14 protein-coding genes are annotated in these 13,978 nt (G+C 57.1%); 2 read left to right on the top strand and 12 right to left on the bottom strand.

What is annotated here, in order from left to right; all coding sequences use genetic code 11:
- The coding region (locus tag ACXJ5O_RS07345; RefSeq protein ID WP_457299315.1) for a pyridoxamine 5'-phosphate oxidase family protein at positions 1-386 on the bottom strand (386 nt) is incomplete at its 3' end.
- Positions 387-497: 111 nt separating this feature from the next.
- Here ACXJ5O_RS07345 and ACXJ5O_RS07350 point away from each other — a divergent pair.
- Positions 498-1,394, top strand: a complete 897-nt coding sequence (locus ACXJ5O_RS07350; protein ID WP_457299316.1) for a LysR family transcriptional regulator — start codon at positions 498-500, stop codon at positions 1,392-1,394.
- A gap of 2 nt (positions 1,395-1,396) precedes the next feature.
- On the opposite strand, the gene ACXJ5O_RS07355 is transcribed toward ACXJ5O_RS07350, so the two are convergent.
- The 6 genes from ACXJ5O_RS07355 to ACXJ5O_RS07380 all read right to left on the bottom strand — a co-directional run bounded on the left by ACXJ5O_RS07355 (position 1,397) and on the right by ACXJ5O_RS07380 (position 7,485).
- Positions 1,397-1,771: a helix-turn-helix domain-containing protein gene (locus ACXJ5O_RS07355; RefSeq protein ID WP_457299317.1), complete on the bottom strand. Its 375-nt coding sequence runs from the start codon at positions 1,769-1,771 to the stop codon at positions 1,397-1,399.
- Between the two features lies 1 nt (position 1,772).
- On the bottom strand, positions 1,773-1,979 hold the full coding sequence (locus ACXJ5O_RS07360; RefSeq protein WP_457299318.1) for a type II toxin-antitoxin system RelE family toxin: 207 nt from the start codon (positions 1,977-1,979) through the stop codon (positions 1,773-1,775).
- 117 nt (positions 1,980-2,096) lie between these two features.
- On the bottom strand, positions 2,097-3,647 hold the full coding sequence (locus ACXJ5O_RS07365) for an adenylate/guanylate cyclase domain-containing protein (protein ID WP_457299319.1): 1,551 nt from the start codon (positions 3,645-3,647) through the stop codon (positions 2,097-2,099).
- A gap of 6 nt (positions 3,648-3,653) precedes the next feature.
- Entirely contained in the window at positions 3,654-4,019 is a 366-nt protein-coding gene (locus ACXJ5O_RS07370; RefSeq protein WP_457299320.1) for a response regulator, read from the bottom strand.
- An 11-nt stretch (positions 4,020-4,030) separates the two neighbouring features.
- A complete protein-coding gene (locus tag ACXJ5O_RS07375; protein WP_457299321.1) occupies positions 4,031-6,745 on the bottom strand; it encodes a response regulator in 2,715 nt (904 codons plus the stop codon).
- Positions 6,742-7,485, bottom strand: coding sequence for a Tll0287-like domain-containing protein (locus ACXJ5O_RS07380; protein ID WP_112530575.1), 744 nt, complete (start codon positions 7,483-7,485; stop codon positions 6,742-6,744). The genes ACXJ5O_RS07375 and ACXJ5O_RS07380 overlap by 4 nt, the downstream gene beginning before the upstream one ends.
- Positions 7,486-8,060: 575 nt before the next feature.
- On the opposite strand from ACXJ5O_RS07380, the gene ACXJ5O_RS07385 reads away from it, so the two are divergent.
- A complete protein-coding gene (locus ACXJ5O_RS07385) occupies positions 8,061-9,659 on the top strand; it encodes an FAD-dependent oxidoreductase (RefSeq protein WP_457299322.1) in 1,599 nt (532 codons plus the stop codon).
- Positions 9,660-10,012: 353 nt separating this feature from the next.
- Here ACXJ5O_RS07385 and ACXJ5O_RS07390 read toward each other — a convergent pair whose 3' ends face one another.
- The 5 genes from ACXJ5O_RS07390 to ACXJ5O_RS07410 form a co-directional block, all read right to left on the bottom strand.
- On the bottom strand, positions 10,013-10,345 hold the full coding sequence (locus ACXJ5O_RS07390; protein ID WP_457299323.1) for a hypothetical protein: 333 nt from the start codon (positions 10,343-10,345) through the stop codon (positions 10,013-10,015).
- Positions 10,346-10,571: 226 nt separating this feature from the next.
- Positions 10,572-10,949, bottom strand: coding sequence for a cytochrome o ubiquinol oxidase subunit IV (gene cyoD / locus ACXJ5O_RS07395; protein ID WP_457299324.1), 378 nt, complete (start codon positions 10,947-10,949; stop codon positions 10,572-10,574).
- Positions 10,949-11,569: a cytochrome o ubiquinol oxidase subunit III gene (cyoC, locus tag ACXJ5O_RS07400; protein WP_457299325.1), complete on the bottom strand. Its 621-nt coding sequence runs from the start codon at positions 11,567-11,569 to the stop codon at positions 10,949-10,951. The genes cyoD and cyoC overlap by 1 nt, the downstream gene beginning before the upstream one ends.
- Positions 11,566-13,518 (bottom strand): cytochrome o ubiquinol oxidase subunit I, encoded by a 1,953-nt coding sequence (cyoB, locus tag ACXJ5O_RS07405; RefSeq protein WP_457299326.1) that lies wholly within the window; start codon positions 13,516-13,518, stop codon positions 11,566-11,568. The genes cyoC and cyoB overlap by 4 nt, the downstream gene beginning before the upstream one ends.
- Before the next feature lies 1 nt (position 13,519).
- Positions 13,520-13,978, bottom strand: a 459-nt coding sequence (locus tag ACXJ5O_RS07410) for a COX aromatic rich motif-containing protein (RefSeq protein ID WP_457299327.1), incomplete at its 5' end; no start/stop codon positions are given.

Genomic DNA, 13,978 nt, shown 5'->3' on the forward strand with positions numbered 1-13,978 from the left:
TCGCCCCATAGTTTCACCCTCTGACGATTGCGGTAATCGATAAGAAACAGGAACGCCTTGGGGTTATCGGCAAGGTTGCCGGAGGTTATGTACTGACGGTTGCCGGCAAAATCCGCAAACGCGATGGTCGTATCGTCGATGACACGCAGATAGCCGGGTGGGCCGCCGCGATGCTGAATATAGGGCTGGCCCTCGTCATTGGCCGTGCCGAAGAAGATGCTGGTCTGGCTGTGGATGAAATCCGCCAGGTCTGGCGCAATACGCGTTTGCCACGAGCCACGCTGCTCCATGCTCTCATAGCCATGGCGGGACCCCTTGCGGGACTGAATTGCTTTGACGGTCGGCGTGAAAGCGACGTCGCTGGAAAAGGCGTGTCCAGATGACATGACCAACTCCTCGGAGGGATTGAGATACGTGAACGCTAACATAGTTTCTTCCATGAAATTGCTGTAGACATCAGTTACTGGAGTTTTCATTCCAGAAAATGGAAGGTTGGAATGGATCGTCTGGATGCAATGGCCGTGCTTCTTGCTGTTACAGAGGCCGGAAGCCTGTCCGCCGCCTCACGCCGCCTTGGGATGCCGCTCGCCACGATCAGCCGAAAGGTCTCCGATCTTGAGGCGCATCTGAAGACGCGTTTGCTTATCCGATCGAGCCGTCGCGTCTCGCTGACTGATGCCGGCCGCGCCTATGTCGAGGCGAGCAAGGCCATTCTGGAGCAGGTCGATGAGGCGGAACGCACTGCAGCGGGCGAATACACAACGCCGAGAGGCGATCTGGCGATGAGCGCGCCGGTGGTATTCGGGCGGCTTCATGTGCTCCCCGTCGTGATCGAATTCCTCAAAATTTATCCGGAAATCAATTTGAGGCTCAGTCTCAGCGACCGTCAGGTCAATCTGGTGGAAGACCATATCGATCTCGCGCTGCGCATTGGCAACCTGCCGGACAGCAATCTTGTCGCGACGACGGTCGGCTGGATCCGGCGTGCGGCGTTTGCGAGCCCGGCCTATCTTGCGCAACGTGGTGTGCCAGAGCGCCCTGAGGACCTCCATGGCCATGAGTGCATCACCTTCGAGGGGMTGAATTCCCCGCGAAGCTGGACTTTCATGGATGGCAAGAAGGAGGTCGTTGTGCCGGTCCACTCGCGACTGAGCGTCAGCACGGCCGACGCGGCAATCGATGCGGCAGTTGCGGGCCTCGGTGTGACACGGCTTTTGTCTTACCAGGCCACCCGCGCTCTAGCGGCGGGCGAATTGCAGATCGTGCTCGAGCCGTTTGAACCGGAGCCGTGGCCGGTAAGCCTGATCTACGTAGGACAGGGGTTGGTGCCGCTGAAACTGCGGGCGTTTATGGATTTCGCTGTGCCGAGGCTGAGGGAGCACGTTCTCCAATGAGGTCAGGCAAGATCGTCAACAGTGATGCCAAGAGCGGCTGCGATTTTCTTGATCGTATCAAAACTGCCATCCCTCGCTCCACTCTCAATTTGAGAAAGAAACGCGGCGCTGATCTCAGCCTTTGCGGCAAGCTCCCGTGCTGAAAGATTGCGAAACTCGCGCCACACCTTGATTTTGTTCTCGCCGTCAATCATGCGATCGGCAAACGCTGCGGGTACCAATTCCTCCATCCCAGCCGACAATTTCCGTTGAAATTCATCATATGTGGCAATATCGGCTGCCATTTCTGCCGCATCGACAAGCCGTTCATAATCGGCAAGCGGCAATATCGCTAGCCGGTCACCGCTTGGAGTTGTGATAATATCGGGTTTGACCATATCAGTTCCCATATATTCCGCCGCGAGGACCGATAGCTTCGATGTGCAGGACATTGCCATGGTCATCGAAGATCACCGGCCAGTCCCCAACGCGAAGTCTAAAGCCATCGCGGCCTTGTAGTTTGACAATGTTACGCGCCAGTACGGCCGGATTCTCGGCATACTGGACGATTTTCGAGCGGATCAGCTTTGCTGTGTTGGCCGGCATTCGGCTTAACGCTTTCAACGCATCACGGCTATAAGCGATCTCTTTCATCCAAGATAATTAGCGCAAAGCAAATTTCAAGGCAATATGATTAGTTTGGAAAGCTCCAGATGGAAGAAGCTAAAACAGCAAGTATGTAGGGTACTTGCCAATCCCATGAATATCGCGGATCTCCCGGTGGCACTCGCCGAAGTCCGGTCCGAGCGCGTCGAAAGTGCTTTGGGAGATCTGGATACGTCCGGGCGTCCCGCAGGATTCCATGCGGCTTGCAACGTTCACCGTGTGCCCCCAGACATCGTAGACAAAGCGCTTTCGACCAATCAGACCGGCGATTACAGGGCCGGAGTTTATTCCAATTCGCAGGCTGAGCCGACGCTCACCTGTCATCTGGCACGTCTCGGCCAGCATGGCCCTTGCAAACGCCACGGCTGCCTGGGCATGATCCGGACGCGGATCGGGCAACCCGGCCGCAGCCATATAGGCGTCACCGATGGTCTTGATCTTCTCGATACCGTGCTGATCCGCCAATTCGTCGAAACGCGAAAACAGCTCTCCAAGTCTTTGAACCAGTGTGATCGGCGGGGTGCGTGCCGCGAACTCTGTGAAATTGACGATATCTGCGAAGACGATCGTCGCCATATCGATGCGATCGGCGATCACTTTTTCACCATCGGCGAGTCGCTTCACCACCTGTCTCGGCAAAATTGCATCCAGGAGCGTATCGGCGCGCTCCTTCTCGAATTCGATCTGCGCGAGATAGCGCCTTTCGCGCTCACGCCAACGGCTGCGTTCAAGACAGGCGGTTATGCGTGCACGCAATAGCACCGGATCGATTGGTTTGTGCAGATAATCCTCGGCCCCTGCCTCGATGCAACGGATAATGGCGTCATCGTCTTTCAGGCCCGAAATCATGATGACGGGTATCTCGCGCAGGCGTTCGTGCGATTTGAGCCGGCTGAGGAGTTCAATGCCGTTCATGTCGGGCATCAGGATATCGGCCAGGGCCAAATCGAATTCCTGCGTCTCCAGGATGCGCAGCGCTTCTTCGCCGGAACTGGCGACAGTGACGAGATGGCCGTCGCGCGTGAGGCGCCGGTTCAGAAGATCGCGGTTCGAGGCGGTGTCGTCGACAACGAGGATACGGCCCGTTTCGTCCGACGAAGGAGCCACGCGGGCGGCAATGCTCCGAGCGAGGTCCGCCGCTATGGTGACGTCAATGTGGTCTGTCGGCTTTTCGTCGGGATCATCGGAGAAAACATCGAGCCTTCCATCAATCTGCTCCAGCAAGAACCGGCTTTCCTCGATGATCTTCGCAATATCATCAACGATGCTTGCGGCGAGAACATCCGAGAAATCCTCTATGACCATTTCCGAATAGCCGAGAATGGCGTTCATCGGCGTTCGCAAATCGTGCCGCAATTCACTATCGACGGTGAATATTCCGGCAGTTTGCGACGCTTCCATCTCCAAAAGCCGCTTGATAAGCAAGTTCAGGTCGCGAGCAGCGCCAAGCACCTTCTCAAGATCGGGCAATGCTTCGGCGGGCCCGTTTTCCAATACCGCTTCGATCACCAGTTCCTGATAACCAAGGATTGCCTGTGCGGGATCGGCGATCTTCTGCACAAGGCGGGCAATATAGGCGCGGCGGCCGATGTCATTGGGAAGGGACACCGGCGCTCAACCTCCGGTCAGTCTGATGATCTTGTCGAGGAGCGCCGGCAACTCGATTGGTTTGGTATCATAATCATCGCATCCGGCTTCCATGGCCTTTTCCCGGTCTCCGGCCATGGCGTGGGCGGTGAGCGCGATAACAGGAATGGCGGCCGTGACGGGATTTCCCTTGATCCGCCTTGTAGCCTCCCAGCCGTCGATCACCGGCAGGCTCATGTCCATAAGAACAAGATCAGGCTTGTTGCTCACCGCGGCTTCGACGCCGGCGAGGCCGTCAGTTGCGATGATCACCTCATATCCCCGCCGCTCCAACCGGCGCGAAAGCATGTCGCGGTTCATCTCATTGTCTTCGACGAGAAGAATCTTGACCATATTCCAGCTCCTCAAGCATCTTCACTGAGCGGCACATGCCGCTTCAAGGCTGCGATCAGGTCGGCGCGGCCTTTGGTTCCCTTTCTGACAACTTCACTCGCACGCGTATTGAGCCAATTCAGTTCATCGCGAGTAAGGTCCTTCGATGTGACGACGACGACGGGAATATCGACGAGATCAGACCTGTCCTGAATAGCCCGAAGCAGCGCGAAACCGTCCATGTTGGGCATCATCAAATCGAGGACCATGACCGTGGGGCGTCCTGCCTCAAGCTCCGCAAGCCCACGCTGGCCATCGATGGCCTCCCGAACCCGCCAGCCTTCACGAACGAGGACCCGCCGGAAAAGTTCCCGCGTTGCCGGGTCATCGTCTACAATGAGCACGTCGTGCTGCCCGGCGCCCGCGACAGCGTTCAACATTTCAACGAGCTGACGCGGATCGATAGGCTTGACCAGATGGCCCGCTGCACCGAAGGCCAACCCCATCTCCCGATCCGCGACGACGGTTGCAAGGATAACAGGGATATCGCGCAGCGCCTTGTCCGACTTGATCTCGCGCAGCACCGACCAGCCGTCCTGACCGGGCATGATAACATCCAGAATGATCGCGTCTGGGCGCGATTTGCGCATCTTCGCCATGCCCTCTTCGCCGCCGGCGGCTTCGATGACGTTGAAGCCCGCGCTGCGGACAGTGTCAGAAATGAACTTGCGTGCCCGCGCTTCATCGTCGATGACGAGAACGGTTCCGCGCCGTGCGTTATCAGCCAGCTCCGCCTGCGGAGCGGTTTCCTCGGCGAGGGGTATGGTGCCGTTTGCCGGTATTGTGAACCGGAAGGTCGAGCCTTCGCCGAACTTGCTTTCCACCTCGATGGCTCCGCCCATCATCTTGATGAAATGCTGGGTGATGGCGAGGCCAAGGCCGGTTCCGCCATAGTTGCGTGTGGTGGATGCGTCGACCTGTACGAACGCCTGGAAGAGCTTTGCCTGTTGCTCCTTTGTCATGCCAATACCGTTGTCGCTGACAGCAAATTCCACCAGATCGCCACGCTCGTCGTCGTGATAGCGCCGGACCGACAGCCGGATCTCATCGTTCTCGGTAAACTTGGCGGCATTTGACAGCAGATTGAAAAGGTTTTGCCGCAGCTTGGTCTTGTCTGTTTCGATTTCGTCGGGCTCGACCGATACGGTTACCGTCAGGCGATTGCCTTTTTTGGCGATCAGCGGAGCAACGGTGCTTTCGACATCAACCAGGAGCTGTTTCAGGCTGACAGGCTCGATGTAGAGCTCCATCTTGCCCGCCTCGATCTTCGAAAGATCGAGCACATCATTGATCAATGCGAGAAGGTGACGGCCCGATCCCATGATCTTGCCGAGGTCGGCAACAAAGCCGGGCTTATCCCAATCGCTGGCATCCTCCATCAGCATTTCACTGTAACCAATGATCGCATTGAGCGGCGTGCGCAATTCGTGGCTCATCGAAGCGAGGAAACGGCTTTTTTCCTGGCTGGCGACTTCTGCACCCTGCCTTGCTTCCTCAAGTTCCGTATGACGACGCTTGAGATCGGTAATATCGGTATAGACGGCAACCGTCCCGCCTTCCGGTGTCTTGCGCTTGGCAACGCGTATCCAGGTGCCGTTGGCAAACTGCCGTTCCATTGTACCTTGCGGGTCCCGCTGGCGGCGCAATGCCTCCTTGAGCCAGGCCTCGCGCTCGGCACGGTCTATCTCGGTCCGGCCACGCTCCGCTTGTGCACGCATGATATCTTCAAAGCTTGTTCCCGGTATCATCAGGTCGGCGGTTTCTGGGAATATCTCGAGATAACGCTGGTTTACGAGAACAAGCTTGTCATCTGCATCGAACAGGGCAAAGCCATCGGGAATGGTTTCGATCGCAGTCCGGACAGTATTGCGCTGGTGTTCCGCAGCGGCTTCAAGCACGCGCCGTTCTGCCTGCCCATCGCGCAACAGACGCAATGTCGTCGCGAGCCGGCCAAATTCGTCGCGACCCTCGGGAGGCAGTTCGACATTCTCGCGTCCCTCGGTAAGCTGCGCCATCGCCTTGTCGACGCGGCCCAGCGGTACAAGGATCGACCTCAGAACCAGCCAGGTCATGAACGCGCCAATGATGGTGATAGCACTGACCGCAATCATGGCGCGGTGAAATGTGTTTCGCATCGTTGTGACGGCCATATCGCGCGCACCATCGGCTTCAGTTTCGAGGCGCGTTTCAAGCGCCGTCAGTACGCCGTCTATTTCGTCACTATAATTTCTTGCTGCTGCCAGCTGCGTGTTGCCGACGACGCGGTTGTCGTTGGTGTAGGCGTCGACGGCTTCCATTGCCTGATCGTAATAGGCTTTTGCTCCCTTCTCGATCATATCGGCGGCGTCAGGGGCAAATTCCCTGATGCGCGCCAAATCCGCCTCAAGGGCAGTTCTTGCGGTTTCGGCGCGACGCTCCGACAGCGTCAGCAGGCTCACCGACAGATCGGTCAGCCAATAGCGCATTTCACCGAAATGCCGGTGGGCCTTGGCAGCCTCGCTGAACATATGAAAACGCGCATTGGCCACGTCGACGCGCCGCTGGTTGTCGAGAAGGTCATGGGCCATGAAGGCGACGCTGAGGAGAAGGCCACCCAACAGAACTGCCGAAAGACAGGCCAAGCGTAATGGTATCTTCCGTTCCAGCAAACGGCCGAAGCGAGACCGGATGGCATTGAAAGCGTTCATTTGAACAGCGTGATGCTCATCGCACCGCCCAGGTCGCCTTCAGCGCCGCCTTCTTTCGGATAGCCGGAGATATCCATCTCCCCCTTGGGTGTTCCGTGGCAACTAAGGCACGAAGCGGAATAATATTCGGGAATGAGCATGCGAAACGCAGGACGGCCGTTCATGGGAACCTCTTCGACGAAGGGTTTGCCTTTTGGCCAATCGGCGGACATGAATTTCTGTTCGATGACCTGCTGCTCCCACTGGTCGGGCAGGGCTTTGCGATTGCGCACGAGTTCCTTTGGAGCTGTCACCTTCATCTTTGCCTGATCGCCGACTTTTTCCCCGAAGCGTTCATTGACGAGGCGGGCAAACGTGGCGGGAATAAAGCCCTTGAAACCTACGCCCTCTACATCGATCATCTTTTGATGCTCATCGACGACTTCGCGCAAGGCCGCGACCTGGGCATCAAAAAGCTTTTTGTCGTCCGCATCGAAACTGTCTTCTGGCGCAGGTTTTCCCTTGGCGAAGATTTCGAGCGTCTCGTCAGCAACACGTTGCCCCGTCAGATGCTTGTCGCCTATCGATGCGTCGTTGATCAGTTTTTGGTGGCCGGAAATCACTGTGCGACCAGCACGCAGGAACGCAGCCAGCCGTTCCCCCGTCGCGATATCATTGCTGTCGTCCGCGGCGACCGCACCTGCGAAAGCGCAAAATACAACCCCTGCTAGAAAAACTCCGCACCTCAGACCGCGATGCATGGTGGTTCCCCGTATTTTATTGATTATGGGAAGAGTGTAACAGACGCTGGAAAGATTCAAAAGCGCCCCATTGGGGTGTCCCTTGTAGCACTATTCGAACGGGCAAAAGGCTCTCGATTCCGTGACGTGGTTCAGACGTGGCTGTGCGTGGTTGCGCCACCTTTGGAGCATTGAAAAGCAATCAAAGGACGGGGGTATCCACCAAAGAGACTACGCCTTTCACCCGCCGTGGCGCATTTTTCTCCGGCTAATTCTAACGGTATAATTACAGGAGTACTCTAGGTCGTGTGGACAGTTATGGATTGGAGCGTGGTATGAGCAAAAATCGTCCAGTTCGAGGAGCGAGTCCGAAGGCGGAGTTGTTCTCCGTCGAGGGCTCGCGACGCTGAAATGGGCGATTTTGGCCATATCCCTTCGGGACGCGGCGGATTTCAGCCCTGGCTTCGTTGAAAAGCCCTTGTTGTGGGATACACCACGGCGGTCTTTTCGCCTTGCCAGCTCAGAAATCCGGCTCGCGCCACGCCCAATCGCTAACTGTCCACACGACCTAGGGGGAACGGGGGCCTTGTAAGCGTATGTTTATCGATGCGAGAGAACTTCCATGCGGATCTGTACTCCATACGGAAATCTGCATTATCGGCGGCGGGGTGGCAGGTATAACGCTTGCTTTGGAATTTGCGCGGCGCGGCATAGAAACATGCGTCCTTGAAGGCGGCGGACTCAAGTTCAACGCTCAGTCGCAAGCGCTCTATCGCAGCGAAAATGTTGGTCTTGACTATGATCTTCACGCCACCAGGACGCGGCAACTGGGCGGCAGCTCCAATTGCTGGGGCGGGTGGATACGGCCCTTCATAAACATCGATTTCGAACGAAGGGATTGGGTTCCAAACAGCGGCTGGCCAATCGATCTCACCGAAGTGGACCGCTACTATCACCGTGCGAACGATCTCGTTAAGGTCAATGACCATAGCTTTGAACCGCAGTTCTGGCGCGAGCACCTTTCTCCCAAACAGGTTCAGTTACTGGAGTTGAACGATGGATCGCTCGAGACGATCGTCAGCAAGTTCAGCCCTCCGACGCGGTTTGGACGCGACTACCGCGCTTCTTTGGCTGCTGCCAGGACGACCAAGGTGCTTCTCAACGCCAACGTAACCGAGATCGCCACCAATGATGATGCTTCCGTTGTGACGGGTGTCCACGTTGTGTCGTCAGCGCAGAAGCCGTTTTTCGTCCGGGCAAAGCGGACTATCCTGGCTGCAGGCGGTGTCGAGAACGCCCGGCTCATGCTTCTTTCGAACAAGGTGGCGCCGGCTGGGCTTGGCAACGAGCACGATGTGGTGGGCCGTTATTTCATGGAACACCCGCGCATCCGCCAAGGGCAGGTGATGCCGTCCAGCACAGCGGCGGCGTTCCGTTTTTACGATGCGCGTCACACGTATCACAATCCAGAGCTTGCTGTGGATGGCACCAGCGCCAGCGCCCATTTCGGCCTTGCCGAGCACGTGCAGCGGGAGGAAAAGCTGGTCCAGTGCCGAACTTATTTCCGCGCGTGCCKGGCCGGGGAAAACAGCGACGTCACCGAACGCTTTCATGAACTCTACAGCGCAATTCAACGAAGAAACTACCGCGACATCAAGCTGCGAACCTTCGCCACTGTAGCGCGTGGCAGTCCCAACCTGATGGCGTCCTTGATCTATCGCAGGCTGAAGCTTGCGGCAAAATCGGATCATTTCCAGATCGAGAGTGTTGTCGAGCCGGTTCCGGACCGCGAGAGCCGTGTCACACTGTCCCGGCAACGCGACAGTCTTGGCCTGAACCGGGCGGAACTGAACTGGCGGGTGGGCGATCTCGAGAAACGCACGCACCGGCGCATGCTGGGATTGATGAAACAGCAGCTCGAAGGTTCGGGTATGGCGCGCGTCGATATGGAGCAGGAGGACGAAGGACAGCAGCATCCCATCATCGGGTGCAATCACCACATGGGCACGACGCGTATGCATGTGGATCCGCGTCTTGGCGTGGTGGATCAGAATTGCAAAGTCCACGGGATGCGCAATTTGCACGTCGCCGGCAGTTCGGTCTTCCCAACATGCGGCAATGACATGCCGACGCTGACGATCGTCGCCCTGACCTTGCGCCTTGCCGATCACATTACGATGATGCTTGGAGTTTGAGGGTCACGCTGACTTTGGCCGTCAGTTGTTTCCGGCCCAGGACGGCCGGCGTGGTATGCCATCATTGTCCGATGGAGAGCCATTGGACACACAGCCGCTCAAGGCCATTAGAACGAGCATCAGGAATAGTCGCATCTTTGCCTCCAAAAGCGCGGCCCGTTCAACAGTCGTATAAGGGAGCGGCAGGGAGCGCTGTTTTGGTTTCCTTAGTGGCGATGCTAAAAACTGCACGCTGCAGCGCGCATGGTCAATTCACAATGGCGTTTAAGAGACGGGAACCGACCTGTCCGTCATCCTCGGGCTTGACCCGAGGACGGAGAGGGAGGCGCATTTCAGACAGAACCTGAAAGGTTCTAGCGGCTAAATTCCTCGAAGAGCTGATCTACCTTCGCCTGGGCCTCGGTGAGCAGCGTGATACAATCGCCCTTGTTGATGGACTTGCTCAGCCGGGTCGTGCCATTTTTCAAGCCGCTGTCCAGATTGGATACGTCCTCGTCCTTGAAAGTCGTGTCCGTGTCGAACTTCCTCACCCAGCGTCTGACGGAATCCCGCTTCGTCCTGTAGAGAGGGTCACTGCAGGCGTAGGATAATTTCATCAGATCGAATTGGGCCTGCATGACGGCATCACCCTGTTCAACCCTGGTTCCCGCCAGATATACACCCAAGAACAACGAAACAGTCAGCATTCGTCCCCCTATGCTCTGCTCGAATCACCCCATGGACGAGCAGCACCCCGAAGATACTTGCTGCGCATGTGCCGGAAAGTAGCTCGTTCGATTGAGAAAGGGGGCGGTCACGTTCGTTCGTGGCAGCGAGGTAGACGTCAATCGCCCGCCCGACCCCATTCTAAAGCTAATGGCAGTCGCGCCCGCGATCCTAGTATCTCATACCGCGCAAGATCGCTACCCTTKGCTAGCGCTGCATATTCATCAGGTCCGGCATCGACATCATGTTCGCATTGAGGTTGGCCATGATGATCATCGAACCGAACACGACAAGGGCAACGACGAAGACGCCGAAGGCCAGGGCAAGGATGTTGTTGAGGCTGTCGGGTGCGCTCGAAATGTGAAGAAAGAAGACGAGGTGGACGCCCATCTGGGCAATCGCCAATACGGCAAGCAGGATCGGTACGCCCGGTCCCCAGACTAGATCTGTTCCAGCAACCCAGAATGAAGCCAGCGTCAGTATGATCGCGAAGACCAGCCCGATAAGGTAGCCCTGCCAACTTCCCCCGGCCACGCGCGGTGCACCGGCCTCCTGATCCTCGGTCGTTTCAATGGGTTCTGCCATCAGTGGGCTCCAAGATAAACGATTGTGAAAACACCAATCCAGACAATATCGAGCGCGTGCCAGAACAGGCTGAAACAGCGTAGCCGCCGCAGGACCATCGGACGGAAACCGAGCGTCAGCACCTGCGCGAACATCACCAGCAACCAGAACAACCCCGCCGACACATGCAGGCCATGCGTGCCCACCAGAGTGAAGAAGGCGGAGAGGAAGGCGCTGCGATCGGGTCCGGCACCGCTCTCAATCATGCCATGGAATTCAGACAGTTCCATGCCGACAAAGGTCGCGCCGAGCAAGAACGTGACCGCGCCCCAGGCGGCGGCGGGGATCAGTTTGCGTTGTTCGACGGCCAAGGACATCAGGCCACAGGTGAAGCTTGACGCGAGAAGAATAGCTGTCTCCAGAAGGACGCGGTTGCGATCAAACAGATCATTCCCCGACGGTCCGCCCGCCGTTTCGTGCGAGAGCACGGCAAATGCTGCAAACAATGCCGCAAATATGACGATGTCGCTCAGGAGAAACAGCCAGAAGCCGAAGGTAACCACCACATTTCTCGGCGCGGGGCCGCGTTCCGATAGTGGAATCTCGCGAACCTCTGAGTGAGTCGATGAACTTGCACTCATATGGCGGCTCGCTGCCGTTGGCTCGCGACGACGTACTCGACCTCGTCCGAAACGCGCCAGGCGTGGGCAAGAATGGTCATGAGCGCGCCTATCAATCCGGCGATAGCCATCCACCAGATATGCCAGATCAGGGCGAAGCCGGCCATGACGGCAAAGAATGCCAGCACGAACCCGATGGGGCTGTTGCGTGGAACTGCGATTGTTTCCGGATCGGGACCATTTTGACGCTGGGATTTGGGACTTTTCTTTGCTTCCCAGTAAGGGTCAAGGCCGTTTACCGCCGGCAAGACCGAATAGTTCCATGCGGGAGGCGGGGATGGCGTGGACCATTCGAGTGTGCGCCCATCCCATGGATCGCCGGTAAGATCGCGTCGCTGGTCGCGTGTGCGGATACTGACGACGAGTTGAACGCCGGTGAGGACGATACCGGCGAGGATGACGATTGCGCCAAGCAGTGCGACCAGCATCAGAGGCTGCCACCCGRCAACATCGTAGTGTTGCATCCGCCGTGTCGCGCCCATGAGGCCGAGGATGTAGAGCGGCATGAAGGCCAGATAAAAACCAATGAACCAGCACCAGAAAATTACCTTGCCGATACGCTCGTCCAGCTTGAAACCAAAAGCCTTGGGGAACCAGAACGTATATCCTGCGAAAGCACCGAAAAGCACGCCTCCGATGATCACATTATGGAAATGCGCCACGAGAAACAGGCTATTGTGCAGGACGAAATCCGCTGGGGGAATTGCAAGCAAAACGCCTGTCATGCCGCCAACGACGAAGGTCACCATGAAGCCCAGCGCCCAATAGACCGGCGCATCGAAGCGGAGACGGCCGCCATAAAGCGTGAATAACCAGTTGAAGATCTTCACACCGGTTGGCACTGCGATGATCATCGTCATGATGCCGAAAAAGCCGTTGATGTCCGCGCCCGCTCCCATCGTGAAGAAGTGGTGCAACCACACCATGAACGAGAGCACGCATATTGCCATGGTGGCGATGACCATGGAGCGATAACCGAATAGTGCTTTGCCGGAAAAGGTGGCGATGACCTCGGAGAAAACGCCGAATGCGGGCAGGATCAGAATGTATACTTCGGGATGACCCCAGGCCCAGATGAGATTGATATACATCATGGCATTGCCGCCGGCCTCGTTCGTGAAGAAGTGAAATCCGAGGTAGCGGTCAAGAAGGAGCATCGCGAAGGTCGCGGTCAGGATCGGGAAAGCCGCAACGATCAGAAGATTGGAAGCGAGCGCAGTCCAGCAGAATATGGGCATCCTCATATAGCCCATGCCGGGTGCTCGCAGCTTCAGGATGGTCGTGGTGAGATTTATGCCTGACAAAAGCGTGCCCGCGCCGGATATCTGCAGCGCCCAGAGGTAATAATCGACGCCAACTCCGGGCGAGTAGGCCAATTCCGACAGAGGCGGGTAGACCAGCCACCCTGTCCGTGCGAATTCGCCAATGACGAGTGACATATTCACAAGCAGCACACCTGCCGCCGTCAGCCAGAAGCTGACCGAGTTCAACACGGGAAACGCCACATCGCGGATACCGAGTTGCAGAGGCACGACGAAGTTCATCAGGCCGACCATGAAGGTCATGGCCACAAAGAAAATCATGATCGTGCCATGAGCCGAGAATATCTGGTTGTAGTGTTCTGGCGGCAGATAACCCTGCGCCCCGCCAGCGGCCAATGCCAGTTGCGAGCGCATCATAATCGCGTCGGTAAAGCCCCGGACGAGCATGATCAGCGCAAGCAGGATATACATGACGCCTATGCGCTTGTGATCGACGCTGGTGATCCATTCGGACCAGAGATAAGGCCACCAGCCTTTCCACGTGACAAGCAGCAATACCGCCAAGATCGTCAACATGACCAGCAGGGATGCGATCATGGGAATGGGCTGGTCGAAAGGTATGGCGGCCCAGCTGAGTTTTCCGAGCATGTCAGGTTCCGTCAGAAATTGAGGGTGCCGAATGGTGCCCGTTTGGGGATGTACCGGATGCGGGGTTGTTTGAATTCACGATATCATTGAACAGGTTTTGCTCCACCTGACCAAAGGTGGACGACGCTACCGCGGAACTCGGACGCGCTAGCTGCGCATAGCTGGCCTTGTCCAAATTCCCGCCAGCGGCGCGCGTGTTTGTGGTCCATTGGTCGAAGGCTTGCTGCGGCATTGCCTCGACTATAAAGCGCATATCCGAAAAGCCTTCGCCGCTGAATTGCGCCGAAAGTCCCGGATATCTTCCCGGCTTGTCTGCGAGCAGATTGAGCCGCGTCGTCATGCCCTCCATCGTATAAATCTGGCTGCCGAGCTGTGGCACGAAAAAGCTGTTCATTACAGTTGCCGACGTCAGCTGAAAGCGTATCGGAACACCTGCCGGCACCACGAGGCTGTTTACGCT

The organism is Phyllobacterium sp. P5_D12 (assembly GCF_054049495.1).